General features: G+C 59.0%; 32 protein-coding genes and 1 tRNA gene. 30 read left to right on the plus strand and 3 right to left on the minus strand.

Annotated elements, in window-relative coordinates; genetic code table 11:
- Nucleotides 1–14: 14 nt before the first annotated feature.
- A complete protein-coding gene (locus ACR0C6_RS00245) occupies nt 15–629 on the minus strand; it encodes a LuxR C-terminal-related transcriptional regulator (protein WP_480445952.1) in 615 nt (204 codons plus the stop codon).
- Nucleotides 630–959: 330 nt separating this feature from the next.
- Here ACR0C6_RS00245 and ACR0C6_RS00250 point away from each other — a divergent pair, with 330 nt between their 5' ends.
- The 4 genes from ACR0C6_RS00250 (at nt 960) to ACR0C6_RS00265 (ending at nt 6,348) form a co-directional block, all read left to right on the plus strand.
- On the plus strand, nt 960–2,255 hold the full coding sequence (locus ACR0C6_RS00250; RefSeq protein ID WP_480617857.1) for a WecB/TagA/CpsF family glycosyltransferase: 1,296 nt from the start codon (nt 960–962) through the stop codon (nt 2,253–2,255).
- A 20-nt stretch (nt 2,256–2,275) separates the two neighbouring features.
- On the plus strand, nt 2,276–3,157 hold the full coding sequence (locus ACR0C6_RS00255; RefSeq protein ID WP_480617858.1) for a UTP--glucose-1-phosphate uridylyltransferase: 882 nt from the start codon (nt 2,276–2,278) through the stop codon (nt 3,155–3,157).
- A gap of 101 nt (nt 3,158–3,258) precedes the next feature.
- Nucleotides 3,259–3,765: a putative pterin-binding protein gene (locus ACR0C6_RS00260; RefSeq protein ID WP_254443861.1), complete on the plus strand. Its 507-nt coding sequence runs from the start codon at nt 3,259–3,261 to the stop codon at nt 3,763–3,765.
- A gap of 45 nt (nt 3,766–3,810) precedes the next feature.
- On the plus strand, nt 3,811–6,348 hold the full coding sequence (locus ACR0C6_RS00265; RefSeq protein ID WP_480617859.1) for an ATP-binding protein: 2,538 nt from the start codon (nt 3,811–3,813) through the stop codon (nt 6,346–6,348).
- Nucleotide 6,349: 1 nt separating this feature from the next.
- On the opposite strand, the gene ACR0C6_RS00270 is transcribed toward ACR0C6_RS00265, so the two are convergent.
- Nucleotides 6,350–7,579 (minus strand): polysaccharide biosynthesis/export family protein, encoded by a 1,230-nt coding sequence (locus ACR0C6_RS00270; RefSeq protein ID WP_480617860.1) that lies wholly within the window; start codon nt 7,577–7,579, stop codon nt 6,350–6,352.
- Between the two features lie 195 nt (nt 7,580–7,774).
- Here ACR0C6_RS00270 and ACR0C6_RS00275 point away from each other — a divergent pair, with 195 nt between their 5' ends.
- The 15 genes from ACR0C6_RS00275 to ACR0C6_RS00345 all read left to right on the plus strand — a co-directional run bounded on the left by ACR0C6_RS00275 (nt 7,775) and on the right by ACR0C6_RS00345 (nt 18,635).
- Nucleotides 7,775–9,013 (plus strand): oligosaccharide flippase family protein, encoded by a 1,239-nt coding sequence (locus ACR0C6_RS00275; protein WP_480617861.1) that lies wholly within the window; start codon nt 7,775–7,777, stop codon nt 9,011–9,013.
- Nucleotides 9,010–9,924, plus strand: coding sequence for a glycosyltransferase family 2 protein (locus ACR0C6_RS00280; protein WP_480617862.1), 915 nt, complete (start codon nt 9,010–9,012; stop codon nt 9,922–9,924). Before ACR0C6_RS00275 ends, ACR0C6_RS00280 begins: the two co-directional genes overlap by 4 nt.
- A gap of 20 nt (nt 9,925–9,944) precedes the next feature.
- Complete coding sequence (locus ACR0C6_RS00285) at nt 9,945–10,931, plus strand: glycosyltransferase family 2 protein (RefSeq protein WP_480617863.1); 987 nt, start codon at nt 9,945–9,947, stop codon at nt 10,929–10,931.
- Between the two features lie 13 nt (nt 10,932–10,944).
- A complete protein-coding gene (locus tag ACR0C6_RS00290) occupies nt 10,945–11,856 on the plus strand; it encodes a glycosyltransferase family 4 protein (protein WP_480617864.1) in 912 nt (303 codons plus the stop codon).
- A gap of 591 nt (nt 11,857–12,447) precedes the next feature.
- On the plus strand, nt 12,448–13,653 hold the full coding sequence (locus ACR0C6_RS00295) for a tyrosine-type recombinase/integrase (protein ID WP_480617865.1): 1,206 nt from the start codon (nt 12,448–12,450) through the stop codon (nt 13,651–13,653).
- Nucleotides 13,650–14,300, plus strand: coding sequence for a hypothetical protein (locus tag ACR0C6_RS00300; protein ID WP_480617866.1), 651 nt, complete (start codon nt 13,650–13,652; stop codon nt 14,298–14,300). The genes ACR0C6_RS00295 and ACR0C6_RS00300 overlap by 4 nt, the downstream gene beginning before the upstream one ends.
- Before the next feature lie 330 nt (nt 14,301–14,630).
- Entirely contained in the window at nt 14,631–15,083 is a 453-nt protein-coding gene (locus ACR0C6_RS00305; protein ID WP_480617867.1) for a hypothetical protein, read from the plus strand.
- Nucleotides 15,080–15,370: a hypothetical protein gene (locus tag ACR0C6_RS00310; protein ID WP_480617868.1), complete on the plus strand. Its 291-nt coding sequence runs from the start codon at nt 15,080–15,082 to the stop codon at nt 15,368–15,370. The genes ACR0C6_RS00305 and ACR0C6_RS00310 overlap by 4 nt, the downstream gene beginning before the upstream one ends.
- A 199-nt stretch (nt 15,371–15,569) precedes the next feature.
- Nucleotides 15,570–15,854 (plus strand): helix-turn-helix domain-containing protein, encoded by a 285-nt coding sequence (locus ACR0C6_RS00315; RefSeq protein WP_480617869.1) that lies wholly within the window; start codon nt 15,570–15,572, stop codon nt 15,852–15,854.
- A gap of 22 nt (nt 15,855–15,876) precedes the next feature.
- Complete coding sequence (locus ACR0C6_RS00320; protein ID WP_480617870.1) at nt 15,877–16,560, plus strand: helix-turn-helix domain-containing protein; 684 nt, start codon at nt 15,877–15,879, stop codon at nt 16,558–16,560.
- Nucleotides 16,561–16,804: 244 nt separating this feature from the next.
- Entirely contained in the window at nt 16,805–17,287 is a 483-nt protein-coding gene (locus ACR0C6_RS00325; RefSeq protein WP_480617871.1) for a single-stranded DNA-binding protein, read from the plus strand.
- Nucleotides 17,274–17,597: a hypothetical protein gene (locus tag ACR0C6_RS00330; protein ID WP_480617872.1), complete on the plus strand. Its 324-nt coding sequence runs from the start codon at nt 17,274–17,276 to the stop codon at nt 17,595–17,597. The genes ACR0C6_RS00325 and ACR0C6_RS00330 overlap by 14 nt, the downstream gene beginning before the upstream one ends.
- Nucleotides 17,587–17,808: a hypothetical protein gene (locus tag ACR0C6_RS00335; RefSeq protein ID WP_480617873.1), complete on the plus strand. Its 222-nt coding sequence runs from the start codon at nt 17,587–17,589 to the stop codon at nt 17,806–17,808. The genes ACR0C6_RS00330 and ACR0C6_RS00335 overlap by 11 nt, the downstream gene beginning before the upstream one ends.
- Nucleotides 17,805–18,245 carry a hypothetical protein gene (locus tag ACR0C6_RS00340; protein ID WP_480617874.1) on the plus strand — a complete coding sequence of 147 codons (441 nt, stop codon included), beginning with the start codon at nt 17,805–17,807 and terminating at the stop codon, nt 18,243–18,245. The genes ACR0C6_RS00335 and ACR0C6_RS00340 overlap by 4 nt, the downstream gene beginning before the upstream one ends.
- A 156-nt stretch (nt 18,246–18,401) precedes the next feature.
- Entirely contained in the window at nt 18,402–18,635 is a 234-nt protein-coding gene (locus ACR0C6_RS00345) for a hypothetical protein (RefSeq protein ID WP_480617875.1), read from the plus strand.
- Between the two features lie 419 nt (nt 18,636–19,054).
- Here ACR0C6_RS00345 and ACR0C6_RS00350 read toward each other — a convergent pair.
- Nucleotides 19,055–19,129 (minus strand) — tRNA-Thr (locus ACR0C6_RS00350).
- Between the two features lie 83 nt (nt 19,130–19,212).
- Here ACR0C6_RS00350 and ACR0C6_RS00355 point away from each other — a divergent pair.
- From ACR0C6_RS00355 to ACR0C6_RS00405, 11 genes are all read left to right on the plus strand, one after another.
- Nucleotides 19,213–19,368, plus strand: coding sequence for a hypothetical protein (locus ACR0C6_RS00355; RefSeq protein WP_170346170.1), 156 nt, complete (start codon nt 19,213–19,215; stop codon nt 19,366–19,368).
- Between the two features lie 6 nt (nt 19,369–19,374).
- On the plus strand, nt 19,375–20,643 hold the full coding sequence (murA, locus tag ACR0C6_RS00360; RefSeq protein ID WP_480445939.1) for a UDP-N-acetylglucosamine 1-carboxyvinyltransferase: 1,269 nt from the start codon (nt 19,375–19,377) through the stop codon (nt 20,641–20,643).
- Nucleotides 20,640–21,116 (plus strand): DUF2948 family protein, encoded by a 477-nt coding sequence (locus ACR0C6_RS00365; protein WP_152458869.1) that lies wholly within the window; start codon nt 20,640–20,642, stop codon nt 21,114–21,116. The genes murA and ACR0C6_RS00365 overlap by 4 nt, the downstream gene beginning before the upstream one ends.
- Nucleotides 21,117–21,638: a GNAT family N-acetyltransferase gene (locus ACR0C6_RS00370; RefSeq protein ID WP_480445937.1), complete on the plus strand. Its 522-nt coding sequence runs from the start codon at nt 21,117–21,119 to the stop codon at nt 21,636–21,638.
- A gap of 61 nt (nt 21,639–21,699) precedes the next feature.
- Nucleotides 21,700–23,001 carry a histidinol dehydrogenase gene (hisD, locus tag ACR0C6_RS00375; protein WP_480617876.1) on the plus strand — a complete coding sequence of 434 codons (1,302 nt, stop codon included), beginning with the start codon at nt 21,700–21,702 and terminating at the stop codon, nt 22,999–23,001.
- Between the two features lie 98 nt (nt 23,002–23,099).
- Entirely contained in the window at nt 23,100–23,579 is a 480-nt protein-coding gene (locus ACR0C6_RS00380; RefSeq protein ID WP_152458863.1) for a UPF0262 family protein, read from the plus strand.
- A gap of 3 nt (nt 23,580–23,582) precedes the next feature.
- A complete protein-coding gene (locus tag ACR0C6_RS00385; protein WP_480617877.1) occupies nt 23,583–24,035 on the plus strand; it encodes an arsenate-mycothiol transferase ArsC in 453 nt (150 codons plus the stop codon).
- 2 nt (nt 24,036–24,037) lie between these two features.
- Nucleotides 24,038–24,436: a ketosteroid isomerase-related protein gene (locus tag ACR0C6_RS00390; RefSeq protein ID WP_152458860.1), complete on the plus strand. Its 399-nt coding sequence runs from the start codon at nt 24,038–24,040 to the stop codon at nt 24,434–24,436.
- The gene (locus ACR0C6_RS00395; RefSeq protein WP_171230692.1) at nt 24,429–25,022 is read left to right on the plus strand and encodes a GNAT family N-acetyltransferase; all 594 of its coding nucleotides are present in this window, start codon (nt 24,429–24,431) and stop codon (nt 25,020–25,022) included. The genes ACR0C6_RS00390 and ACR0C6_RS00395 overlap by 8 nt, the downstream gene beginning before the upstream one ends.
- A 63-nt stretch (nt 25,023–25,085) precedes the next feature.
- Complete coding sequence (locus tag ACR0C6_RS00400) at nt 25,086–25,355, plus strand: DUF4242 domain-containing protein (RefSeq protein WP_152458857.1); 270 nt, start codon at nt 25,086–25,088, stop codon at nt 25,353–25,355.
- A gap of 67 nt (nt 25,356–25,422) precedes the next feature.
- On the plus strand, nt 25,423–26,298 hold the full coding sequence (locus ACR0C6_RS00405) for a carbon-nitrogen hydrolase family protein (protein ID WP_480617878.1): 876 nt from the start codon (nt 25,423–25,425) through the stop codon (nt 26,296–26,298).
- Nucleotides 26,299–26,378 lie beyond the last annotated feature (80 nt).

The following is a 26,378-nucleotide window of genomic DNA, read 5'->3' on the forward strand; positions in this document are numbered from 1 at the left end:
TCGGATAACGAGGTTTAGAACAATCCAGCTTCGCGCGCCGCCAGGGCGGCCTGTGTTCGGTTGCTGACACCGACTTTACGATAGAGTGTTTTCATATGCAGTTTGATCGTCGGCTCGGACAGGTCCAGATCACGGGCGATTTCCTTGTTGGATTTGCCCTCAGTCAGCCCTTTCAGAACCTGCCGTTCGCGCTCGGTCAGCTTTTGGGCCATGGGATGTGAGTCTTCCGGCTGCTCTGCGTTCATGAACCCCGCAGGAAGGTACTGTTCCCCCATTGCCATAAAGCGGATCGCATTCACCAGGGATTTTGCCGGCAGAGTTTTGGGGACGAAACCAGCAGCCCCAAGTTCCAGCGCGCGTTGCGCTAGATCGCGCGAAGTATCGCCGGTAAACAAGGCCACGTGCTGGGCGCCGTCCAAGGCGATGCAGGTTTCAAGCCCGCTCAACCCGTTCATGCCGGGCATGTTGAGGTCCAGAAGGACCAGATCAAAAGCTCCGTCGTTCTCAATCAAAGATTTCGCGGCGGGAAAATCCGGCGCGGTCTCAACTTCGATCCCACCTGCGGCATCTATGAAGGCGACGAGCGTGTCCAAAATAAGCTCGTGGTCGTCAGCAATAAGAACTTTCATCTCAAATCTCCGTCTTCCCCCAACCACACATGGATGCGTTAATAAATCATTGAACGCATGGTATGAAGCCTGCCTGAAGGACAGGTAAATATCCAATCGGATAGGTCATAGGGCCGTTTCCTCCACGCTATGTGCTGCGGGGTCGTTTGGATAGACCTATTCTCCGATCCCTCTCCGGATGCTCGCCTATCGGTTGCGCGATCACATTGGCAGTCTGATGACACAGATTGTTATCGTTGATCGGAGAGTTCCATGCAGTTCCTGTCAGTCCAAGATATGTATAAGGGCGCGCAGCCAGCACCCGGACCAACCCTTGAAAAAACCGCGATTTTGGGTTTGCCAGTTGTGAATGCCCAATCCGGGCAGGTGATTTCAAAACTGCTGGACGGGACGCGCCAGACGGTGTTTTTCCTGAATGCTCATTGCGCAAACATCCGGGCCCGCAACCTTACCTACCGAGCAGCATTGGCCCGTGCAGATATGATCCTACCTGATGGAATTGGGGTAGAGGTCGCGGCAAAGTTGCAAGGTGTCCGGCTGACCGAGAACCTGAACGGCACTGATTTTGTTCCCAATCTATTGAAACGGGCCGCGCGTCTGGGGCAGTCGGTCTACCTGTTGGGGGGACGTCCCGGAACAGCTCAGACGGCAGCGGCCCGGTTGCAGCATATGATCCCCGATTTGACCGTGGCTGGTGCGCGCGATGGTTACGAGGGGGCTGCGCGAGTTGATGAGGCGATCGCCGATATCAACCAGTCGGGCGCTGACATTCTGTTGGTTGCAATGGGCGTCCCGCTGCAAGAGCTGTGGATCACGCAAAACCGGCACCGGCTAGACCCTCGTATCGCGTTGGGAGTGGGTGCTTTGTTCGACTTCCTGGCCGGCAATGTGCGCCGGGCACCGCGTATCGTTCGCCGCGCCCGGATGGAGTGGGCATGGCGGTTGGCGATGGAGCCGCGCCGTATGGCCCGCAGATACATACAGGGCAATTTTGAGTTCCTCGGGCGTGCCGCACACAATTCTCTTTCTAAGGTCACAGCATGTCGTTTGCTGGACATCACTTTGGCGGCGGTCGCGCTTTCTCTTCTGGCCCTGCCCATGGCAGCAATCGCGGCATTGGTGCGATTGGACAGTCGCGGCCCCGCCTTTTTTCGACAAACACGGATTGGTCGAAACGGGGTACCCTTCACAATGTACAAGTTCCGCTCGATGGCGCAGGACGCCGAAGCGCGGCGTGCAGATCTGCTCGCCCACTCAGATCGTGAGGGCGTGTGCTTCAAAGCCAAGAATGACCCGCGCGTAACCCGCGTAGGGCAGGTTCTTCGCCGGTTTTCGCTGGATGAACTGCCGCAAATCCTCAACGTTCTCAGAGGCGACATGTCGCTGGTTGGCCCGCGCCCGGCTTTGCCCGAAGAGGTCGCCGCGTATCCTGAACAGGCGCTGGAGCGCTTGCAAGTGCGCCCTGGTATCACCGGCCTTTGGCAGGTTTCGGGTCGTGCGGGCGTCGGATTTGACCGCATGGTCGAGCTGGATACGGCCTATGTCCGCTCTCGCTCGCCGCTATTGAACCTCATCCTCATCGCAATGACCGCGCGTGCTGTTGTGTCGGGCAACGGCGCTTACTGATCAAACCCAGGAGCATTGAAATGACACGTATTCGCAAAGCCGTTTTTCCGGTCGCTGGATTGGGCACAAGGTTTCTGCCCGCGACCAAATCGGTGACCAAGGAGATGTTGCCACTTATTGACCGGCCGTTGATCCAATATGCGGTCGACGAGGCCCGCTCGGCCGGAATTGATGAGTTCATCTTTGTCACCTCAACCGGCCAATCGGCGCTTGAGTCTTACTTCGGGTGTAACTCGGTGCTGGAGCGCAAGCTGAAAGATGGGGGCAGAACCAGCCTGCTAAACCGCTTGCGCCAAACGAACCTTGAAGATGAGACATACAGCTTTATCCAACAAGACAGCCCCCGCGGATTGGGTCATGCTGTATCTCTGGCGCGCGACGTCGTCGGTAATGAGCCCTTTGCGGTGATCCTGCCGGATGATGTGATCCACGCGCAGCGCTCGGTCCTGGCGCAAATGGTAAAGAACTTTGAAGGCAGCCACATGATTGCGACCCAAGCCGTTTCATCCGATCGGATCAGTGCCTATGGCGTAGTCGATATCGCGCAGAAATCAGGGCAGGTACAGCACTTGCGGGGTTTGGTTGAAAAGCCTTCCGCCGATCAGGCTCCGTCAGAGTTTGGTATTGTCGGGCGGTATCTGCTGCAACCTACGATCTTTGATCGTCTGGATGGCCTGGCACCCGGCGCGGGCAACGAAATCCAACTAACGGATGCGATAGCTGCGGATATCGGGGGGGTGGGATGCAATGGCTTTGCCTTTCACGGAGAGCGCTTCGATTGTGGTTCGGTCGCTGGATACCTTGAAGCAACCACTGTCTTTGCGTTGGAGCGTGCCGAACTGCGAGACGGTTTCCAATCCATGTTGCGTCAGCGCATGAACCTCCTTTCTGTCGCCGCATGAGATCCAGGCACCTATCCGTTCGGATAGGTGCTTATCCCCATGCCCATCTGTCGCCGCCGACCTCTTTCTGGTTTCTTGGGGTCAAAGAGATGGAGATTAAGATGCGTCTGTTTTTTGCGATCATTGCAGCGGCTTTCACCTTTTGCCTTACGTCTGCTCAGGCCAAGGAACTGGTGACCCCGACAGGGGAGGTCGTCTTGACCATTTCCGGCAACATCGGGCAAGCCGGACCCGATGGAACTGCGCAGTTTGATATGGAAATGTTGCAAGCACTGCCGCAGCGCAGCTTTGAAACCTCGACGATCTGGACCGAAGGCAAGGCCAGTTTTGTCGGCGTCCCTCTGTCGGTCTTGATGAAACGGGTCGGGGCAGAGGGCTCTGCGATCCGGGCAACGGCGATCAACGATTATGCGGTTGAGATCCCTGCGGACTCAATCTCGGCGCAGGATCCGATAGTAGCCTATGAGATGGACGGCGCGGCGATGTCCCGACGGCAGAAGGGGCCGCTTTGGATTGTTTATCCGTATGACAGTGACACCAAGTACCAGACCGAGGTGATCTACTCTCGCAGTATTTGGCAACTCGACAGGTTGGAGATCGTTAAATAGCGTGGGGTTACAATAAAGTATGAAGTGGTTGTTGCAGGCGAAACATTGACAAGAGAATTCCAAAACCACTCGCGACGCCGGTGGGCCTTCTGGCTCATCGGTATCGCCGTTTTATGCGCCCTTGTTTTGGTCGTCTTGCTGTCGGTCAAGGTGATGTCCGACCTGCGCGACCGGCAGTCTGCCCGAACCGACAACGTCCAATGGACGCTGACGCAGGTTGAGGTTGAGTTCCTGTCCTATCTCAACGCGCTTGAGGCAGGTGTATCGGATGCGGAGTCAAAGCAAGAAACCCTGGACATTGTCCGCCGCCGTTTCGACCTTTTTTACAGCCGCATCGATATTCTGAGCACTTCGCGTCTGTTTGAAACGCTGCGTGCTGATCCGAAATTCGCCGAGCCTCTGGCGCAGGTTTCTGATTATCTTGAAGCATCGGTTCCCACAATCGATGCGGCAGATGCGAAACTGAAAACCGGGTTGCCTGATCTCTATCAAGGCGCCCGAGAAATATCTCCGCAGGTGCGTGAGCTTTCGGTCTCTGCGATCTCTTACTTTGCAAGCCAGTCAGATCAGCGCCGTGAGGAAACCGCGCTAAGCCTGTTTCAACTGGCCATTTTGTCCGGTGGGTTGTTCCTGACTCTCGCTGCAGTCAGCGCCTATCTTTTGGCGGTCAACCGCAAGGCCGAAAGGCGCGGGCGGGCGATCCGGCAGGCCAACCAACGTATGAATACGATCCTCTCGACCTCATTGGATGCAGTCATCGTGGTGGATGCCGCCGGTAAAGTGCTGGAGTTCAACGCTGCTGCACAAGCGATTTTTGGACATTCCGAGGATGAGGCCAAAGGGCATTTGATCGGTGATCTGATCGTGCCTGCGCATCTTCGCGACGCTCATACCGCCGGAATGGAACGTATGCAGCGCGGAGGTGATCGCCACGTCGTTGGCAAGGGCCGTGTTCAGCTTGAGGCGATGCGCAAAAATGGTGATGTCTTTCCTGTCGAACTCGCCCTGCAATCCGCCCAGGCTGGCGACGAAGAAATTGTTATCGGCTTTGTCCGCGATATCTCGCAAAGCGTGGCGGATCAGAAAGAGCTTGTCTCGGCCCGCGACCGCGCCCTTGCCGGGGAAAAGGCCAAGTCGGATTTCCTGACCGTCATGAGCCATGAGATCAGGACACCGTTGAACGGGTTGCTGGGCAATCTGACCCTGCTCAAAAACACACGCACGACCAGGCAGCAATCCCAGTTTGTCCGCAACATGGAGATCTCGGGACAGATTCTGCAAAATCATGTGGATGCGGTGCTGGATATCGCTCGGTTTGAGGCCGGTAAGCTGTCTATTGCGCGTGAACCGACTGACCTGAATGCGATGCTGCAGGACTTGGTGGATGGCCAAAGCGGCAATGCGGCCTCGCGCGGCAACTCGATTTCGTGGCAATGGGTGGGCGGAGCGTTTCCGAATGTCGCAACTGACGCACAGAGGCTACGGCAAATTTTGCTGAACTTAGTAGGCAATGCGATCAAGTTCACCGAAAACGGCCGAATATCGATTGAGGTTGAAAGATGTGAAGCTGCGGATCAGGGAAAGGCACATATCTACGAAGTGCGTGTGATCGATACCGGGGTTGGCATCGCCGAGGATGAAATCGACGCCATTTTTGATGACTTCTACACCAGCGATCCCTCAATCGGTCGCACGGCCGGAGGGACCGGGCTTGGCCTGGGGATCGCCCGTCGGTTCGCGCAGGCGATGGGTGGCGAGCTTGGGGCAGAAAGCACATTGGGCGCCGGCAGCGTTTTCTGGTTGCGGTTGCCATTGCAGTCGTCGGCGCCCGACCAGTTGCTTGACGCTGCTCAAATCAGTACCAAGACCGTTCGCCCCCTGAACCTGCTGGTTGTCGAAGACAACGAGATCAACCTCGAGGTTATCTGCAACATGCTGGCGCTGGACGGTCACTGTGTGACGACAGCAAAAAACGGGCAGGTCGGCGTCGAAAAGGCCAAGGGACAGCGCTTTGACGCGATCCTGATGGATATCAGTATGCCAGTGATGGATGGGCCAACCGCTGCGCATCATATTCGTAACGGTCAGGGGCAATCGGCAGATGTGCCGATTATTGCGGTGTCGGCCAACGTTCTTCCAGACGCAGTTGAGGCCTTTCGCGCCGCTGGAATGACGGCTTTCATCGGCAAGCCAATTTCTATTGACGCACTGCGCAGGGCGCTTTCGATGGTAACGCAACCCGAGATGCAGGTTTCGCAGAGTGCGCAGCCTGATCCATTGGCAGAATTGAAAGACAGCGTCGGGCCTGAAGTCTTTGCCCGCCTTCATGCCCAGTTTATTGCCGAAGGGGATGAGTTCATTGGATGGCTCGAAACCCGAGCATTTGATCGGTCAGATTCGAATGACCTCGCACGGGCCTGCCACAAACTGGCCGGTAGTGCGGCGACCTTCGGAGCGGAAGAGTTTCGAGAGGCGTTAGTTGCGGTAGAGATTGCAGCAAAAGAACACAAAGACATCACTGACAAGCTCGCTGCAGTCTCCACCGCTTGGGAGCGGGCGAAATCATCGCCCGCTCGGGATTGATTTACGGGGCCAGCAGCGCCGCAGCACCGACGATACCAACCGCACGGGCAACCTCGGTCAAGCCGGTCACCTTACTGTCGTAGCAGGCAATGGCATCACCCGGCAGAACATAGGGGTCATAATCATCCCGATCCCCGCGCCGCAGCAGTTTTTCGATATTGCGTTCAATGACGATCGAGTTGCCTGTCATTGGGTTGCGGGTGAACAGGACCGCGCTGCGATTGGCATTGGTGGTCTTGGCTCCGCCGACGCAGTTGGTGTCGACAACTGCCTGAAGATAGCGCGTGCCATAGGGAACTTCGCGCACGTCGCGTCCGATGGCCGATTCCGCGTTTCCGGTGGCTGGTTGAGTGAGGTTTGACATGTACAGCGTTACACCGGGCGGGCTGATCGGACTGGGACGCATCAAGTCATCCTGGAAACATCCCCGGCTGTTGACCACGATCTTGTCCCCGGTCAGCAGCATAATGTCGGTCGGGTCGGTGCCTTCGAACACACCGCGCAGATCCATACGATAGATCGTGCCATGACGGTGCAGTTCGACCGCTGACAGATCAGCATCCGGGCGTACGCCTCCAGCGGAACGAATGGCAACCGACAGGTTGCGCGCCTCGGTCGAGGCCCCCAACACACCCTGACGTCCTCGATCCAGCGCGTCGCCGGGGATGCCTCCGATCTCAACCGAGTGGGGTTCAAACACTGCACCTTGCACGCCGACAGTAACCGAGGCGAAGTCGCTAATGCGCGCCGTTACGCGCGGCGTGCTGTCATAGAACTGCGCCTCCACCAGAACACGGGCCACATCCCGCTCCACCTGCTCGGTTGTTCGACCCTGCGCGCGCACCGGTGGCAGGTAGGGCAGCTTCAGGTCGCCATCGCGAGACACAACGTAGGTGTCGCTGAGAAGTTCGTCACCGTCGATTGTGATCTGCACCATGTCATTGCGCGAAAGCTTTTCGCCCAACAGCGGACGAAGAGCAGGCTGTGACCATTTGGCAAAGGCGCTTGCGCCTTGATCCCCGGCCTGAGACCGACATGCGCGCCCGTTCATATGCTCCGATTGCAGCAAAGGCGCGTTTGCAAGGCGCCGCGATGGGGACCGGTACTGCGCTTGATAGCTTTCGCCTTTCGCGACGGATTCGATGTTGCGCGGGGTCTTCATGCTACTACAGCCCGACAGAGCAATTGCGCTGACGGTTCCTAAAACCAAAACTTTGAAATGTCGTATCATTTTCAACTCTCCTGAACTGCATCCACAGCTACAGCAGTGCTTTCCTATGTGTCAGACCGGCATCGGGATTGCCGCCTATCCCATTCGGATAGGTCGCTCACCGGATGGTTCGTTCGGCTGTCCACCCGCGTCTGGGACAGAGACTTCGCCGCCAATTAAAACTGAGCTCAACACTGTTTTTGGACATCTGGTGAGATGACTCAGCGATTGGCACATTCCGGTTTCTTGCAGCACCTGCTGGCTTACGCGGCGTCTGAAGTTGCGGCAAAAGCCTCGCGTCTTGTTGTGGTCGTCGTAGTGGCCCGCAATCTCAGCCCCGAGGCGATCGGTCTGGCTGCTGCTGCCCTTGCGGCGGGGGATATCCTCAAGGCGCTCACCGAGAACGGTGTAGTTCAAAGGATCATCCAAGCCCCGCGGGCCGAGCTGGAACAGCGTTGCAACTCCGCAAATCGTATTTTCTGGGGCTGGTGTGGAGGACTATTTCTGCTGCAGGTGACTATCGCTGCGGTCCTCTACGCGATGGGGCATCAGACTTTGGCGCTGCTTCTCGCCATTCTGGCCGGAGAATATCTGTTTATGCCTGCAGGTTTGGTGCAGGCTGCGCTTGCGATGCGCGAAGGCAAGCTGCAACAGACTGCCGCCATTGCCGGAGGTCAAGTGGTTGGTGCGAATGTCATGGCGGCTCTTCTGGCGCTGCTCTGGGCCTCGCCGCTGGCCTTGGTGCTGCCCCGGTTGCTGGCCGCCCCGATCTGGCTGGTCTTGATGCGCCGCCTGCGCCCCTGGGCGTCGGACGCGAAACACGGGTTTGCCGCCCTGCGTCCCTTTGTTGGTTTCGGCTGGGCCGTTCTGGGGGTCGAGATTGTCAAAGTTCTGCGTCTACAGGCCGACAAACTTGTCGTCGGTGCGATGCTTGGGGCTGAAAGCCTTGGCATCTACTTCATGGCCTTCAACGCCGGGCTCGGTTTGGCGACTTCTTTCACGCAAGCTTTCTCGGTTGTTCTGTTCCCACACCTTTGCGCGGCTGAGGACAAGACCAAGGCGCTGCGTCACGGGCTCGGCACGTCCCTCCTGGTGCTGAGCCCGCTTGTTCTGCTGCAAGCTGCTCTTGCGCCGGTCTATGTGCCACTGCTGCTGGGCGCAGAGTGGCAGCAGATTTCACCGGTGGTCACTGTTCTTTGCCTTGCGGCTTTGCCCAGTGTCATCTGGTCCGCTGTAGCGGGTTGGCTGCGGTCCGAGAACCGCGCGATCACTGAGCTGCGGGTAAGCGCTGCACTTGCTTTTGCACTGATCCTCAACACCGCGGTCATGGCTCCTTTCGGGCTGATGCCGGTGGCGATCGGATACCTGCTGACCAGTACTGTCCTGATGCTGACGGCTTCTTGGGTGCTGCTGCCTCGGGATCACAAAACAACAGAAAGGTTCGGCTTCCAATGACCCGCTTTACCATCATCATTCCGTTTCACAGCGATGCGGACACAATCGCCGACACGCTGACCAGCATTCGCACGCAAAGCTTTCCGAATTGGGAGGCGATCTGCGTCGGCGACCGCCCCTCGAAGGCATGTTTGTCTGTGGTGTTGGATCACATCGCGCAAGACCCACGCATCCGGGTCGCTGGCAGCCCGCTTGATGGCCCAAGTGCGGCCCGCAACTATGGGGCCGAGTTGGCCAAAGGTGACATACTGGCGTTCTGTGATGCAGACGATCTGTGGCACAAGTACAAGCTGGCGCAGCTAAACGAGGCCTTCCAACCCGCCTCTACGGATGCAGTCTTTGGGCAGATCCGGTTCTTCGCCGATCAGCCCGGAGATTCTCAGACGTGCTCGACCGTTCCTGACGCACCACTGACCATTCAGGACCTGTTGGCCGAGAACCCGGTCTGCACCATGTCCAATCTTTCGATCCGCCGCGAAGTCTTCAACGCGATCGGCGGCTTGGACGCAAGAACGGTGCATAACGAAGACTTGGAGCTGTTGATCCGCCTCGCAGGTGAGGGCTTTACCATCAAAGGCGTCGACCGGTTTCAGGTCTGGTATCGCACCAATGCCGGTGGATTGTCCTCGAACCTTAATGCAATGCGCGCTGGGCGGGCCTACGCGGTAAAAACGGCTGCGTCATATGGCGTTTTCCCGTCGCGGTCGTCCGAAGCCGTCTATTTGCGATATCTCGCGCGCCGGGCATTGCGATTGGGGCATCAGAGCCAGGCTCTGTCCTATACACGCAACGGCCTGGGTTTGCATGCGCGTAGTTTCCTGCTGCCTCTGCGCCGGGGTCTGCCCACCGCGGCAGGGGCAACACTGGCCCCGATCCTGCCGGAAGTGATCAAACGCACGTTGTTTTCATGAGAATTCTGAAGGAGATCACCATGCCCACCGCATCTATTGTCGTACCTGCCTACAATGCCGAAACTACTTTGGCCGAAACACTCGCCTCGCTGCAGGCGCAGACCCATGACGATTTTGAAATTATCATCGTCGACGACGGATCCCAGGATACAACCCCGACGATTGCCCGCGCGCATCAAAGCGACCCGCGCGTACGACTTGTTCAGCAGGCCAATCGAGGGCTGGCGGGCGCCAGAAACACCGGCATCGCTGCCGCGTGCGGAACGTTCATCGGCTTTTGCGATGCCGACGATCTGTGGATGCCCGAGAAGCTTGCGGCTCATATTCACCATCTCAAGAAAGAGCCGGACGTGGGGATAAGTTACTCCGGCAGTGCCTTGATCGACGAGGCGGGGTGTATGATAGGGATCAAACAAACACCCCGCCTGAAGAATGTGACCGCAGCCCATGTTCTGAACCGTAACCCGATTGGCAATGGATCGGCGGCCGTTATTCGTAAGACTGTGCTTGAGGCTCTGGCCTATCGCCCGACTTTTGAGACCGAGCGGGATTGGGTCTTCGATGAGACCTTCAGGCAGTCCGAAGACATCGAATGCTGGATGCGGCTGATGTTGACGACCGACTGGCAGATCGAAGGCGTTCCGGGGCTTATGACCCACTACCGGATCAGCGCGGGCGGGTTGTCGGCGGCTTTGGATCGTCAACTGGAGGCGTGGGAGAGGATGGTCGCGAAACTACGTCCGCTCAACCCTGAATTCTTCGCCCGGCACGAACACTCGGCCCGTGCTTATCAGCTGCGCTATCTGGCACGGCGGGCCATCACCAACCTCGACCGCGACATAGCTTGGGAGTTGTCTGAGCGCAGCTTCAACGAAAGCCTCCGCCCCGTGCTGGAAGAACCTCTGAAGTCGTTCAGTACTTTCGCCGCAGCCATTGTTTTGAAAACGTTCGGACCCGGCCCGATCAACCGAGTTGGGCAAATGAAATCCAAGATTCTGTCGATCTAAGAAGGGCATCATCGTGAAAAAGAAAAAGATTCTCCATCTGGTTGACGATACGACGGCGGGCGGTGTGATGCGGATGCTCGACCATCTTATGACGCAACCCGATCTGTCTGAGGCGGTTGAGCAAAAAGTTTTGAAGGTCAAGCGTACCGCGTTTTCTTGGGGCAATCTGAAGGCGGATGTCATTGTATCCCATGTCGTGCCAAGCTGGAGAAGCCTGCCAGCGTTCTCAGCCCTTCGCGCCTTGCATGTCGACACAGAACTGGTCCATGTCGAGCACAGCTATACCCGGGCGTTCACCACCCTGAACGTCCCGCATAAACGTCGGTTTTTTGCGATGCTTCGCGTGATCTATTCCTTATTTGATAAGGTTGTCGCGGTCAGCCATACGCAGTCGGAATGGATCAAGGAACGTCGTCTGACAGAGCCGGAAAAGCTGGCCGTTGTTCCTCCTACCGTTGATCTTGAGCAGCTGGCTCGCAATACGACGCCCCCCAGATCCACGACCAAAATCGGTGCCATCGGGCGTCTGGAGCGGCAGAAAGGCTTTGACATCCTGATTCAGGGTTTCCGATCAACCTGCACGCCAGAGGCGCGTTTGTTGATTTTTGGTGAAGGCAGTCAGCGATCATACCTTGAACAGTTGGCAGGGGGTGATCCGCGCATTGAATTTCGGGGCCACGTGGATGACCCAGCAGAGGCCTATCAAGCAGTCGATGTCGTCGCGATCCCGTCGCGGTGGGAGGCGTATGGGCTTGTGCTGGACGAAGCGCTTGCAGCACAGCGGAACGTGATAGCCAGTAAAGTTGATGGCTTACGTGACCGTGAGGGAGATACGAGAGTCTCTTTCTGTAACCTTGACCCTCATGAATGGGGGCGTGCGATCAATGAATTCCTGTTTTCTGGCGGTATTGAGATAAGCAGCTGAAACAAAGCCTGAAATATAAATTTTTTGGGTTTCAACTGTTTTGGCATTCGAGGTTACAATAAATTTTTGAAGACAGAGGGGAAAATTCTGAAGTTTCAGCGATGGAAATTGGATGGTTTAGGTTTTGGGTTCGATCACCATTGGTACATGATTGTCTCAAATGATACGCAAGCCTGGCGAACAATCGCTCAGCCTGCTTGAGGGTTGCCGGGGGTGAGTGAGACGGGTTCGACTGCCTCGCCGAGTACGAAACCAATCATAGTTCAATAGTATTGTCTTGGCGCCGAATGCGTTGAGCAAACGAATCTTTTTGCGACTAAGCTTGCGCAGTGGTCGCCATTTGGTCGCCACACAATCATTTTACCACCAAATGCGTCGCGATTTTCTGAGAAGATGGTGCTGCTGGAGAGAATTGAACTCTCGACCTCTCCCTTACCAAGGGAGGTGTGTTATTTGCCAGACGCTGCCACATGCCGTCAAAACCCTTTTAAATATGGGTTTTTGTTGCTATCTGGATGACGGGAGCCGCCACAGCTACGCAGATGTGTGTTACCCCGGTGTTACCCTGCCAACTGATGAAGCGATGAGACGATGACAACAAAGCAAACGCCGGGCGTAGTGCGCCTGCGCCAGAAACCGGCCCAGCCGGTTCCCCTCACCAGCACTCGGGTGCGCAACCTGAAACCACGCACCCAGCGCTATGAGGTGCGCGATGCGCAGACACCGGGCCTGCTGGTGCGCGTGTTTCCCAGCGGTGTGAAATCATATTGCCTGCGCGCCCGTGTTGGGCATGGCCGGAAGGCACCGATGCGCAATGTCAGGATTGGCAGCGTTGCCGAGGTGAGTTTGGCCGATGCCCGCGCTGAGGCCCTGCGCCTGCTGGCGCTGATGCGGCAGGGCATTGACGTGACAGACGGCAGGGAAGCCATAACCGTTGCCCAGTTGATTGAGGCATACGCGGGCAGTCTGGAGGCGCGGCATGTGGTGAAACGTGCTGACGTGGTTTCCAACCTCACCCGCAACCTGCACAGCCACCGAAACCGGCCAGCGGTGGATTTGACGCGCGCGCATATCACCGCGCAGATGGCGGCATTGGAAGCGGCTGGGCAGCAGGCTGATTACTTCCGCAAATGCCTGTCTGGGCTGCTGACGTGGGCGGCAAATGATGGGCATGTGCCTGCCAACGTTCTGGCCGGGTATCGCCAACCCAAAGCAACTCGCGCGGCAAAACTGAATGCGCGCGCCAAAGTGACGTTCACCACGGCTGAGGAAATCAAAGCGTTCTGGGCTGCAACTGCCACGCTGAACAACCCAACACACCGGGATTTGATGCGGTTTATGCTGCTGACCGGGCAACGGCGCAGTGAAACGGCGTGGATAACGCGGGCCGATGTGGCCGAGGGTGTTTGGACGGTTCCGGCTGCACTGCACAAGATGGGCGAGGCGGTGAAGGTTCCGCTGGGCGTGCATTCACAGCACCTGCTGGACGCGCAGCCAATATTGGCCGGTGTTGGGCTGTATTTCCCCGGCAGGCACGGCAAACGCATCAGCGGCTATTCCCAACTGCTGCGCCCTGTGCGGGACGCGTTGGGCAATCCTGACGTTGGGTTTCAGGCGCTGCGCAGGACGTACCGCACCGGACTGGAGGAACTGAGCGTACCGGAACGGATTTGCGAGTTGATGATTGGCCACCGACGCCCTGACCTGATGCAGCGCTATTCAGCGGCTGAACTTTGGGCGCAGCGGGTTGAGGCGCAGACGCAATGGGAATGGCACGTGCATGAGGCGACGCGATGAGCCCGGGCAAAAAAAACGCGCAGGAGCGCGTCACGCTTGGCCATGTGCGGCTGAACAGTCTGGGCGACGCAGAACGGCTTGCGGCTGCTGCTGGGGAACTACTTGATGCGCTGGGCGTGGCCAGCAACCCGGGCGTGTCACAGGCGGCACAGGAGGGCGTCGCGTTACGGGGCGTGCTGGCGTTTGTGCAGGAGGCGTTGCCTGACTTGCGGTACACCACGCTGCTGGACGGGCTAAAACGGCGGGCAGATTGCGTGTTGCAGGAGCAAGTCACCGCGCAAACGCGGGCCGATGGCAGGCCCCCGGTGCAAGCGTCTGAGGCACTGTTGCGCTGTCATGCGGTGGGCTGTGTGCGGTTTCTGGTGCAGCACGGGCAGATGAACAAAACCAAGGCCCGGCAAGAGGTGGCCGATGTGCTGAGAAAATCGGGCCGCAGTGTTGCGCCCAGCGCCGTGAAAAACTGGGAAACCCGGTGGGTTCCAGCGCAAGAAATCTCGCCCGAGTTTGGCCCGGTGATGCGCGCCGCCAGCCCCAGCGTAACGGTGGAAACGGTGCAGGACACGTTGGCCGAGGCGTATCAGAGTCGCGGCGGTGATCCGGTGCGCATGGTTGCAAACGTGTTGCGCGCGGTGTTGGGCGTCAGGTAGCGATCACGTTAGACACTTGTGGCCGTGCATGGTGCGAAGCTGGGATGCGATCACGGCGGAGTAGGGTGAAGCGCTTTCATCAGAAACGGCGGCGCTTTATAAGGCGGCAACGTTGCGCAGCCACAAGCATCTAACGAGCCTTTGGTATTACCGGAAGTTTGGCAGTGTTTGGCAACAGATTGGCACGAGTTCACAAGTGTTTCCGTCCAGTTGCCTCCAATTTCCGTGAATGCGAGGCAGCCGGAAGAACGAATCCAGGATCAATGCTGGTTTCACATTGTAGGTGATCCTCGTCGTAACATCACTGAAGCCGTGAAAGGAACCGGACCAATGAAAAATCTGATAACCGCCGCCCTGATTGCGGCGGCAGCCTCCCCAGCCGCCGCCATGACGCCGCTGCTGGACACCCTGATCGAGAACCGCGACGACCCGGTCACTTACTCGACCATCGTCGGCACTCGATGCGCAGCGGTCTACGGACAGGCCGCTTCGGACGCCATGAACACACCCGCCATGAACCACATGGCCGATGGGTTCGCCGCTCTGGCCAATGAGTTCTTGGCGCTGGGCGCAATGGCCATCCAGCAGGGCAACCCGAGCCTGTCAGTTGAGCAGGCCACAGAGGTCGCCGCTGGCCGCTTTGAGATCGCGTTCAACGCATACGGGGCAGAGACTGAGGCCGCGCGCACATTGCATGGCGCAGCCACCCCGGAGAACACGAACTTCTGGAACGACATCGCGGTCTGCAAGCAGATCGCCACAGAAATGGGGATGGGCGCATGAATAACGCACGACGCAAAGACCTGAGCATCGCTCACCGACTGCTGGAGATCGCCCGCGAGATCGTCGAGGACGTCAAGATTGAGGAATTTGATGCGCACGAGAATCTGCCTGAGAATATGCAGTTCAACACGGAGCGCAGCGATGAAATGCAGGAAGCCATCAATGCCATGGGCACGATCATCTCCGAGATCGAGTCCGCTGAGCATGGTCTCGTACCGTTCACAATCGACATAAGCTCGAAAGCCATTCAGGACTTAGTGACGTTGAGGGCAGTCGGACAACCATAAAATTACGTGTGCTGGTTTTCAAACCGCTAAAATGCCCGTCCGGTTCCAGCCGGGCGGTTTTTTTACGCCCCGCTCCGCTCCGCGTGAATGAATTTCAACGAACTAGTTGGTAGGTGCCAAATAGTTACCTTTCCACCATCCAATTGAACCGGGTTTCCGTGCCATGCCGGAGGGGTAACGCTTTGCGGAGGTAGCGCACATGACACACGACACCGACACCGGTGCAATCCCAGGCGAGTTGAGCGGTGAGGTTCTACAGCCGGTGAAGCCCAGCGTTCTGGCAACCTCAGACGGACGGATTGAACCGGATGTTTTGTATTCCACGTCCGAAGCCGCGCAAATACTGGGCCTCAGCGTCCGTAGCTTGGAGCGTTGGCGCAAGGATGGCCGAGGGCCACAAATCACCCGTCTGTTTGTGAACGCACCGCCCCGCTATCGCGGCCTGCATCTGCTGGAGGCGATGGACCGGAGTGCGGAGGGTTGAGGGCTGGGTTGCAGGCGGGGCGATGAACCCCCGCCTGCGCCAACTGTCACCGCAGCAACGTTTGCACGAGGCTGATGCAGTGAACGATGCAAAAACATATGCACATCAGGGCCACAGCGCGCAACCGGGGTTGGCGCTGGGCGAGGTGGTGAGGTTCAGCAATCAAAAGCAGGCGCGGAAATGGGCTGAGACTGTTATGGCGCTGAACCCCGGCAAAGCTATGACGCCAACGGCGCGGTTGGTTCTGCTGGCATTGGCAACGCGCTGGCATGGAAAGCATGACCTGCACGGCATACGCGGTTCAGTCCGGTACCTGCAAAAAGTGCTGGGCTGCGGAAAAAACTCGATTGAACGCGCGTTGAAGGAACTCCAGCAGGGCGGGGCGATTGAAAACATAGAAACCAACCCGGACAAATCCGCCCGATGGATACTGAACCCGCGCGGCGGCGAGGTGGTGGAGTGTCCCCAAAATGCAGACACCCCGGCAGATGGAGGGTGTCCCCAAAATGGGGACACCCCCAACCCCAAAATGGGGACACCCCCAACCCAACAGTGTCCCCAAAATGGGGGCGAGATGTATAGAAGCGCCCCAGCGCGCGGATTTGAGACACCAAACGGCACCGCAGAAACCGGGTGCAAAGTGGCCGATGACAGCGCGCCATATCCGCCCGGTTATCCGTGGCCGGGCGATTGGATGCCGGAATGACGGGCCGTGCAACATACCCACCAACGGACCACCCAGTGGCATCTGTTGTTCAGGTGCTGGGGAATGGATGCGAGGGCCGAGGCCGTAGCGCTTCAACGCCCAGCGCTGGGCAGGATGTGCGGCCGATTGCTCCCGCACAACCATTCACAGCGCCGGCGCAACATGGCCACGGGCGCAACACCCGAGTTTCTGGGCGGGCGGCAAAAAAAGCATGACCAAACACCAACGCAGGAGGAAAACAGCAATGGTGCAGAAGTCAGGGGCAACCGTCAGCTTTGGCGGGTTCATCGTGAAGGGCGCGACACTCAGCAACGCGGGCAACAGCGTGGTTGCCAACTTCCGGGCGCAGTCTGGACGCGGCGAGGTTGCTGAAACGTTTGATTGCGCGCTTTGGGGCAAACGTGCTGAGGCGCTGGCACCGTACCTGAAGCAACGGATGCCGGTTCATATTTCAGGCTATCTCGGGCGCAGTGAGTATCAGGGCAGCACGACGTTGACCTGCAACGTGCTGGAAATCGCCCTGCTATCCAATCTGGAGACGCTGGAACGGGAACGGCAGCACCACATTGCCCGGCGCGAGGCCAAAAAGCAGCAGCAGGCACAGCAGCCCGAACTGCCGCACACGCAACAGCAGGGCAAGCGCAACGTGATTGCCGAGGGCGGCGGGCCGAACGGCGATGATGTGATTGATGATGTGTTTGGGGGGCGCGGCGATGGCGAACGCTAGACACACGGCAGGGCAAATCATGCCGGACGCAGCAGAACGGCGCAGCGATGCCCGGCAGGCGATAGAAACTGACGCGCAATATTATGCCTGTGCTTTTGTGGATGCGATGACGGTTGACGATGGCGAGGCGGCATTGGCGGCATTGCCCGACGCGGAAAGCGCCTCAGGGCTGGCCGTGGCTGCGTCTCAGGGTTGGTATGGCATCGCAGCGCCTCAGCAGGCTGAACTGCTGCGTTCCCTGCGCCGTTGGGCAGCTGATGAGTTGCACGCGCTGGGCGCACCGCTGGAGATTGAGGCCGATGACGGATGAACCCAGCACCCCGGCCCAGAAACGCGCATTCACTCAGGGCAAAGTTGCGTATCTGGCGGGGGAAAGCATCATTGATAACCCGCATATGACGGACACCGCTTTCCGGTGGTGGCGTCGGGGCTGGAAAGCGCAGGAACAGACGGAAACCGCAGGGCAGGACAGATGCCCATATTGCAAACGCCTGCTGCCACAGCAGGAGGAAACGCGATGACAGAACCCAAACAATGCCCGGTGTGCGGTGAAGCGCTACAGAACGACAACCCGGTGTATTCAATGCCCCTGCGACGTTCCCACCCGGCGTACCGCTGGCGGCGGGATTTGCCGTTGTACACACGCCGAATTGTACCGGCAATGCACGATGCCGCCAACCGGCTGAACTGCTGCACCAAAGCCTGCGCCAACCGGGCGCTACAGCGCAGCGATGAGGGATTGCCCCTCAGTGATGCGGATACAGCCCAGATGCGCGAGGCCGCCAAACGGCAAAAAAAAGCGGAACATCAGCAGCAGCGCCTGCAACAAAAGCAGGACGCAGGCAAACGCGCCCGGCTGTGTGATTGGTGCGGCAAAGCGTTTGAGATACGACGCATCACCGCAAAGTTTTGCAGCGCCTCCTGCCGGGCCAAAGCTGACCGCGCCAAAGCTGGATAACGGGCTATAGCGGCAGAATAACGGTCTAGCGCGCCGACGCGTAGCACCACACAGCGGCGAAACGCCCGTCTGGGATTGGGGCATGTATTGTGGCAGGAACGCTTTCGTGACAATCCTGGGCCATAACCTGACCCGGAGACTGAAATGCTTAGAACGATGGCACTTGTTGCACTGTTTGTGATCGCTGCCTGTGACAGCAGGACTGAACGACTGACGCAGGAGTATCAGATCGGCGAAGAGTTGATGATTGATTGTCAGGAAAATGGGCAGCGCTGCCCCGAGTATCTCGATTTCAAAAAACGCTTCGAAGCAAATGTAAACAACGTCACCACCTTTGAGCGCAGTCTAGCGGCCCACAAGGCTCGGATAGCGCGGGGCGCTCCGGTGTAACTTCCAGTTGTTTTGACGGGTTATCAGGTTCGGGTTCTGGGATGTCGCCACGGACGGAGATTTCCCCGGCTTTACCCCCTGACCATGGCTAGCACGGCATCTGGGGCAGGATGAATGCGGCACCGAACGATAAAAACGCGGGTGAAACTGTACCATTTGAGGCGGCAGGTATCTGGGAACGCTGGAAAAACCCCTCAGTACTCAGCACCAGCACCCGGTTTATGCTGCGTTTGGGGTTCTGGGGCGTGAGGCAAACGGCAAAACGCAGGGTGAAACAGCCAGTTGAGGTGGCGCATGTGGCTGGGATTGCTGGGGAAAGCGTCCAGCGCTTCACTACCCATTTTTTTGGCGTGGTGATACCCCGGTGTTACCCCAACAGCGTTGGGATTTGGTGAATGTCGCGTAAATCATTGAAAAGATGGTGCTGCTGGAGAGAATTGAACTCTCGACCTCTCCCTTACCAAGGGAGTGCTCTACCTCTGAGCTACAGCAGCGCTGTGGGCGGGTGATTAGACTCAAACGAAACGCGGCGCAAGGGTGTCTGGACGGTTTTTTTCGCCTCCTGTAGAGAAAGATCATGACGGATAAAAATTCACCCAAAAAACAAGGCAAATCCGGGGATGCGCGCGAAGAGCGGCTGAAAGCGGCGCTGAAGGCCAATATGGCGCGGCGCAAGGCGCAGGCCAAGGCGCGGGCGGCCTCTGGGGACAAAGCCGACAAGGACGAGGGATAAGAGCAGATGGATTCGATTCTGGTGACGGGCAACGGCCCGCTGAACGGTCAGATACCGATTGCGGGGGCCAAAAACGCGTGTCTGACGCTGATGCCCGCGACCTTGCTGAGCGAAGAACCGCTGACGCTGACCAACGCACCACGTCTCAGCGACATCAAGACCATGACGGCTCTGCTGCAATCGCTGGGGGCCGAGGTGTCGTCGCTGCAAGATGGTCAGGTGATCGCGATGTCGAGCCATAACCTGACCAGCCAAACGGCGGATTATGACATCGTGCGCAAGATGCGTGCCTCGAATCTGGTGCTGGGACCTTTGCTTGCGCGATTTGGACAAGCGGTCGTTTCTCTGCCCGGTGGCTGCGCGATCGGAGCCCGTCCGATGGACCTGCACGTGGAAGGGCTCGAGGCGCTGGGCGCCGAGATCGAGCTGAAAGACGGGTATCTGCACGCCAGGGCTCCGGGAGGGCTGAAAGGGGCGGTGCACGAGATGCGCTTTGCCTCGGTCGGGGCCACCGAAAACATCGTCATGGCGGCGACGCTGGCCAAGGGCACCACGGTGCTCAAGAACGCCGCGCGCGAGCCCGAGATCGTCGATCTGGTCGAATGCTTGCGCAAGATGGGTGCACAGATTTCGGGCGAGGGCAGCTCGACCATAGAAATTCAGGGTGTCGACCGGCTGCACGGTGCCACCCATCAGGTTGTCACCGACCGGATCGAACTGGGCACCTATATGCTGGCCCCGGCGATTTGCGGCGGCGAGGTCGAACTGCTGGGCGGGCGCATGGCGCTGGTTGAATCCTTCGCGGCCAAGCTTGACGCGGCGGGGGTCAGTATCACCGAAACCCAAAACGGCTTGAAAGTGGCGCGCAAGAACGGCCGGGTGCAGGCTGTGGATGTGGTGACCGAACCTTTCCCGGGTTTCCCGACCGACCTTCAGGCGCAGATGATGGCGCTGATGTGCACGGCCGAAGGCACCTCGGTTCTGGAAGAGCGTATTTTCGAAAACCGTTTCATGCATGCCCCGGAACTTGTGCGCATGGGTGCGAATATCGAGGTGCACGGCGGCACCGCCACCGTCACGGGTGTCGAAACCCTGAAAGGCGCCCCAGTGATGGCGACGGATCTGCGGGCTTCGGTGTCGCTGATCCTTGCCGGATTGGCGGCAGAAGGTGAGACAACGGTAAGCCGGGTCTATCATTTGGACCGCGGATATGAACATGTGGTTCGCAAGCTGGAAGGCGTGGGCGCAAAAATCGAACGGATCAAAGGCGAATGACGGACGCAAGTTTTGAAGACGGGCGCGAAGCCCCGCTGAATTTGGGGGCTGAGGATGCAGAAGATCTGAAGGTGATCTCGACCCTCGTGCAGGATGCGGTTTTTCCCGTGACCGAGATGAAATGGCAACCGTCGCACCGCCGCTTTGGCCTGTTGCTGAACCGCTTTCGCTGGGAAGACAAGGATGCCGCCGCCCGCCGTGACCGCCCGTTTGAACGGGTGCAGTCGGTGCTGGTCTTCGATTCCGTTCTGTCCGTGGCCAGCCAGGGCATTGATCGCAGCGAGAAGGACATGGTCATGTCGCTGCTGTCCGTCGAGTTCGAACCCGGCGAGGATGGCGCGGGCCAGGTCTTGCTGACCCTGGCGGGTGACGGCGCGATCCGCCTGAAGGTCGAGGCGTTGGATGCCACGCTCAAGGACGTCACGCGCCCGTATCGGGCCCCATCCGGCCGGGCGCCGCAGCACCCCGAATAGATGCAGAACAAGCGCGGCATTTCTCAGGCGTTTTCAAATGTGCCCGAGGGTATTGCCCTGCGTCCGGCGACGGTGTTCGATGTGTTCGACATCAGCCGCGTGCTGATCCGGTCGATCACGCAGCTTTGTGTGGCCGATCACAACAACGATCCCGACCATCTGGAACAATGGACCGCGAACAAAGACCCGGCGACCATCCGGGGCTGGTTCAAGCCGGGATCACAGATCTGGCTGGCCGAGCGTGAAGGGCGGGTGGCCGCGGTCGGTGGGTTGTTCGAAACCGGCAAGATCACCTTGCTCTATGTTGACCCGGATCACGTCGGCAGCGGGGTGGGGGCCGCGTTGCTCAACCGGCTGGAACGGCAACTAGCTGCGTGGGGCTGTACCGAGGTGCATCTGGACGGCACGAAAACCGCCCGGGAATTCTATTTGCGCCACGGCTGGAAGGTTACCGGTCAATGCAGCGACAGTCAGGATCTGACCTGCTTTGCCATGCGCAAATCGCTGCACCCCCAGGGCTGAGGGTTGAGGCCGCGCCCCGTGGGCGATATGTCCCGTGGCGCAACGCCCGGAGTGCCAGATCATGCCTGTTTTCCTTGACGCCACATCACCCGATTTCGAAACCGCCTTTCAGGCTCTGCTGTCCGCCAAGCGCGAGGACAGCCCGGATGTGGACGCGGTTGTGGCGCAGATCATCGACGATGTCCGCAACCGGGGCGACGCGGCGGTCATTGAATTGACCGCGAAATTCGACCGGCTGGAGCTGACGCCCGAAACACTTGCCTTCAGCGCGCAGGAGATCGCAGACGCCGTGGCGCAGGTCGGGGCCGAAGACCGCGCGGCGCTGGAACTGGCCGCCGCCCGCATCCGGGCCTATCACGAACGTCAGATGCCCAGCGATCACAGCTGGACGGATGAGGTCGGGGCCACCCTTGGCTGGCGCTGGTCAGCCGTTTCGGCTGCCGGGTTGTATGTGCCGGGCGGGCTGGCTTCTTACCCGTCTTCGGTTCTGATGAACGCCATCCCGGCCAAGGTGGCGGGGGTTGAACGGCTGGCCATTGTTGTGCCCACGCCGGACGGGCAGGTGAATCCACTGGTTCTGCTGGCCGCGCAACTGTCGGGCGTGGACGAGGTCTATCGCATCGGCGGCGCGCAGGCCGTGGCGGCGCTGGCCTATGGCACCGACACCATCGCGCCGGTCGACAAGATCACGGGCCCGGGCAACGCCTTTGTGGCGGCGGCCAAACGGCGGGTATTCGGCAAGGTGGGCATCGACATGATCGCAGGCCCTTCCGAGATTCTGGTCATCGCCGACAAGGACAACGACCCCGACTGGATCGCGCTGGACCTGCTCAGCCAGGCCGAACACGATGAAAGCGCGCAGTCGATCCTGATCACGGATGATGCCGCTTTTGGCCAAAGCGTCGCGAAGGCGGTCGAAAAACGCCTCGAAACCCTGCAACGCCGCGCCATTGCCGGGGCCAGCTGGCGCGACTTCGGCGCCATCATTACCGTTCGTGATCTGGATCAGGCTGCAATCCTGTCGAACCGTATCGCCCCGGAACATCTGGAGCTGTGCGTCGCGGACCCGGTGGCGCTGAGCGAAAAAACCATCCACGCCGGGGCCATCTTTCTGGGCCAGTACACGCCCGAAGCCATCGGCGACTATGTCGGCGGCCCCAACCACGTGCTTCCGACGGCCCGGTCCGCGCGGTTCTCGTCCGGGCTCAGCGTGATGGATTTCCTCAAACGCACCACGCTCAGCCAGATGACCCCCGAGGCCCTGCGTGCCATCGGGCCCGCCGCTGAACAGCTGGCGCAATCAGAAAGCCTCGAGGCGCACGGCCTTTCTGTCACGGCGCGTCTGAATCGCCTGAATGGCTGAAATGACGCAAAGACCGGACACATATGGCTCATCTCTGCGTTGCCGACTGGATTCCGTTGATATAGGTCTGTGCTGACAAAAGGATTGTAGCCATAACGATGACCCGCATTTCGCATATCGAACTGGATGACCGAAACCTGCCGCCGCCGACCCCTGAGATCGAGCAGGAACGCAAGGTTGCCATCTATGATCTGCTGGAAGACAACAGCTTTTCGCTGCCCAATCGGGATGACCGAGTCATTCCTGATGGGCCTTACCACGTGCAACTGTCGATCCGCGACAAACGGCTGGTCTTTGATATCGCGACCGAAGAGAATGAAAAAGCCGCCGAATTTCACCTGTCGCTTGGCCCGTTCCGGCAGGTGGTCAAGGATTACTTCCAGATCTGCGAAAGCTATTTCGACGCGGTCAAGTCGCTGCCTCCCAGCCAGATCGAGACCATAGACATGGCCCGCCGCGGCATCCACAACGAAGGCAGCCGTGTGCTACAGGAACGGCTGGAGGGAAAGGCAGAAGTGGATACCGATACCGCCCGGCGCCTGTTCACGCTGATCTGCGTGCTGCATTTCGGGGGCTGACGGGTGACGCCTCTGCCGCAGTCGGTCCTGTTCTGTTGCGACCACAACTCGGTTCGATCTCCGATGGCCGAGGGGCTGATGAAGAAGTTTTACGGCACGGGCACCTATGTGCAGTCCGCAGGCGTGCACAACGATCTGGAAATCGACGGGTTCTGCATCGCGGCCTGCCACGAGGTGGGTGTGGAACTGTCCCGTCACCGTTCGCGGTCCTTTGACGAGATGCAGGAATGGGGCGACGATCTCAGCTCGTTCGATCTGGTGGTGGCGCTTTCGCCCGCCAGTCAGCGCCGGGCGCTGGAACTGACCCGGGTTTTTCACCTCGATGTCGATTATTGGCCAATAATGGACCCTACCGGGTTGGGCGAGACCCGCGAAGAAAAGCTACATCACTACCGACAGACCCGCGATCAGATTATCAAACATCTGAAAGACCGCTGGGGCGAACCTACGGAGTGACCATGAACCAGACCGTCAAAACCTATTTCGAAGCCTTCAATGCCGGTGACGTGGATGCCATGCTGGCTTGCCTGTCCGATGACGTGGCCCATCACGTGAACGAAGGCCAGATCCGCATCGGCAAGGACAAGTTCGCCGCGTTCTGCGCGCACATGAATCGCTGCTACAAAGAAAACCTGACCGACATCGTCGTGTTCGAAGCCGAAGGCGGCACCCGCGCAGCAGCCGAATTCATCGTCAACGGAACCTATCTGGAAACCGATGACGGCCTGCCGGATGCGCATGGCCAGACGTACCGCCTGCCTGCGGGCTCGTTCTTCGACCTGAAGGATGGCAAGATCACCCGCGTCACCACTTTCTACAACCTGGCGGACTGGACCAAACAGGTTTCGAATGGCTGAGGTCACCGCCGTCCGCCCCCTGACCGGAGCGGCACTGGAAGCCGCCCTGGATGACGTCGCCCGGCTGCGCATCAAGGTATTTCACGCCTGGCCGTATCTTTACGATGGCGACCTGGAATATGAACGGAAATACCTGCAATCCTACCGCGACAGCGACAAGGCCATCGTGGTGGGCGCATTCGACGACGACCGCCTGATCGGCGCATCAACCGGCGCCCCTCTGACCGACCACGCCGAAGATTTCGCGGCGGCCTTCGAGGGCACCGGGTTTGATCTGAAGGACATCTTCTATTGCGCCGAATCGGTGCTGCTGCCCGACTATCGCGGGCAGGGTGTCGGTCACAAATTCTTCGACGCCCGCGAAGCCCACGCCCGCGCGCTGGGTTTCACCAAATGCGCGTTCTGCGGCGTGCAACGCCCGGCAGATCATCCGATGCGGCCCGACGATTACCGCCCGCTGGATGCCTTCTGGCGCGCGCGGGGGTATGAACCATTGCCCGGTGCGATCGCGCAGTTTTCGTGGAAAGATATCGGGCAAGAGGGCGAGACCCAGAAGCCGTTGCAGTTCTGGATCCGGGATCTCTGAATGCCAAACGCAGAAGAAATCCCCGAATCATGGTAGTGTTGGGTTTTCTGTGGGGGAATTGCCATGAAACGCTATGTTATCGAACGCGATCTTCCGGGTGTCGGTTCCATGTCCGGTGACGAACTATGCGGCGCGTCTGCGAAGTCGAACGAAGCGCTGGCGCAAATACCCGGCGTACAGTGGGAGCATTCCTATGTTGCTGGTGACAAGACCTTTTGCATCTATCTGGCCGAGAGCGAGGACGCGATCCACAAGCATGCGGAACTCAGCGGGTTCCCGGCCAACACGATCACCGAAGTGACCACGATCATCGATCCGACGACCGCAGGGTAAATGGGCTGTACTCCGGTCTGCGTCCGCGACTAAGGTCATGCGAATTTGACCGCACGGGGACGCTGCCATGAAAGTCGCAACCGCCGCCTATGATCTCGACTGGCTCGACAGTTGGGCGCAATACGAAGACAAGCTGAACCGCTGGGTATCCCAGGCCGCAGGGCAGGGGGCCGAATTGCTGGTCTTTCCCGAATACGGCGCGATGGAGCTGTCGACCCTGGACGGGGCCGAGGTTGCCGGCGATCTGGAACGTTCGATCCGGGCCGTGTCCGACCGGATGGAGGATGTACAAAACCTGCACACCCGCCTCGCCAGGACGTACAAAACCTACATTCTGGGTGCGTCCGCGCCGGTTGTGGATGGCCCTGGGCGTCCGGTGAACCGTGCCGCCTTCTATGCGCCGGATGGCAGTTGCGACCATCAGGACAAACAGATCATGACCCGGTTCGAACGCGAGGATTGGGACATCGCCCCCGGTGGTCCGCTCAAGCTTTTCGACACCGCGCTGGGCAAGATCGGTGTGTTGATCTGTTATGACAGCGAGTTTCCGTTGCTGGGCCGCGCGTTGAACGAAGCAGACCTGATTCTTGTGCCATCCTGTACCGAAGCGCTTTCAGGTTACTGGCGCGTGCGGATTGGCGCAATGTCAAGAGCTTTGGAAAATCAATGTGTTACGGTTATGGCCTCGCTGGTCGGGAACAACGAGTGGTCCGAGGCGGTGGATAAGAACACCGGGACCGGAGGCGTCTTTGGCCCGCCCGACAAGGGGTTTCCGGCCACCGGTGTGCTGGCCGAAGGCACTTTGAATCAGCCGGGCTGGACCTATGCGGATGTCGACCTGTCAGCCATCGCCGAGGTCCGCGCAGACGGTCACGTGCTGAACCGAACCCATTGGGAGGAACAGGCCGCTCGAGTCGAATCGGTCACAATATCCGCTCTTTAGGTGATTCCGCCCTTGAAATAAGGCCGAAATAGGCTCATTTAAGCGCAAACCCCCGCAGATTCTGCGGGTGCAACGTAATG

The organism is Ruegeria sp. AL12, from assembly GCF_056540885.1.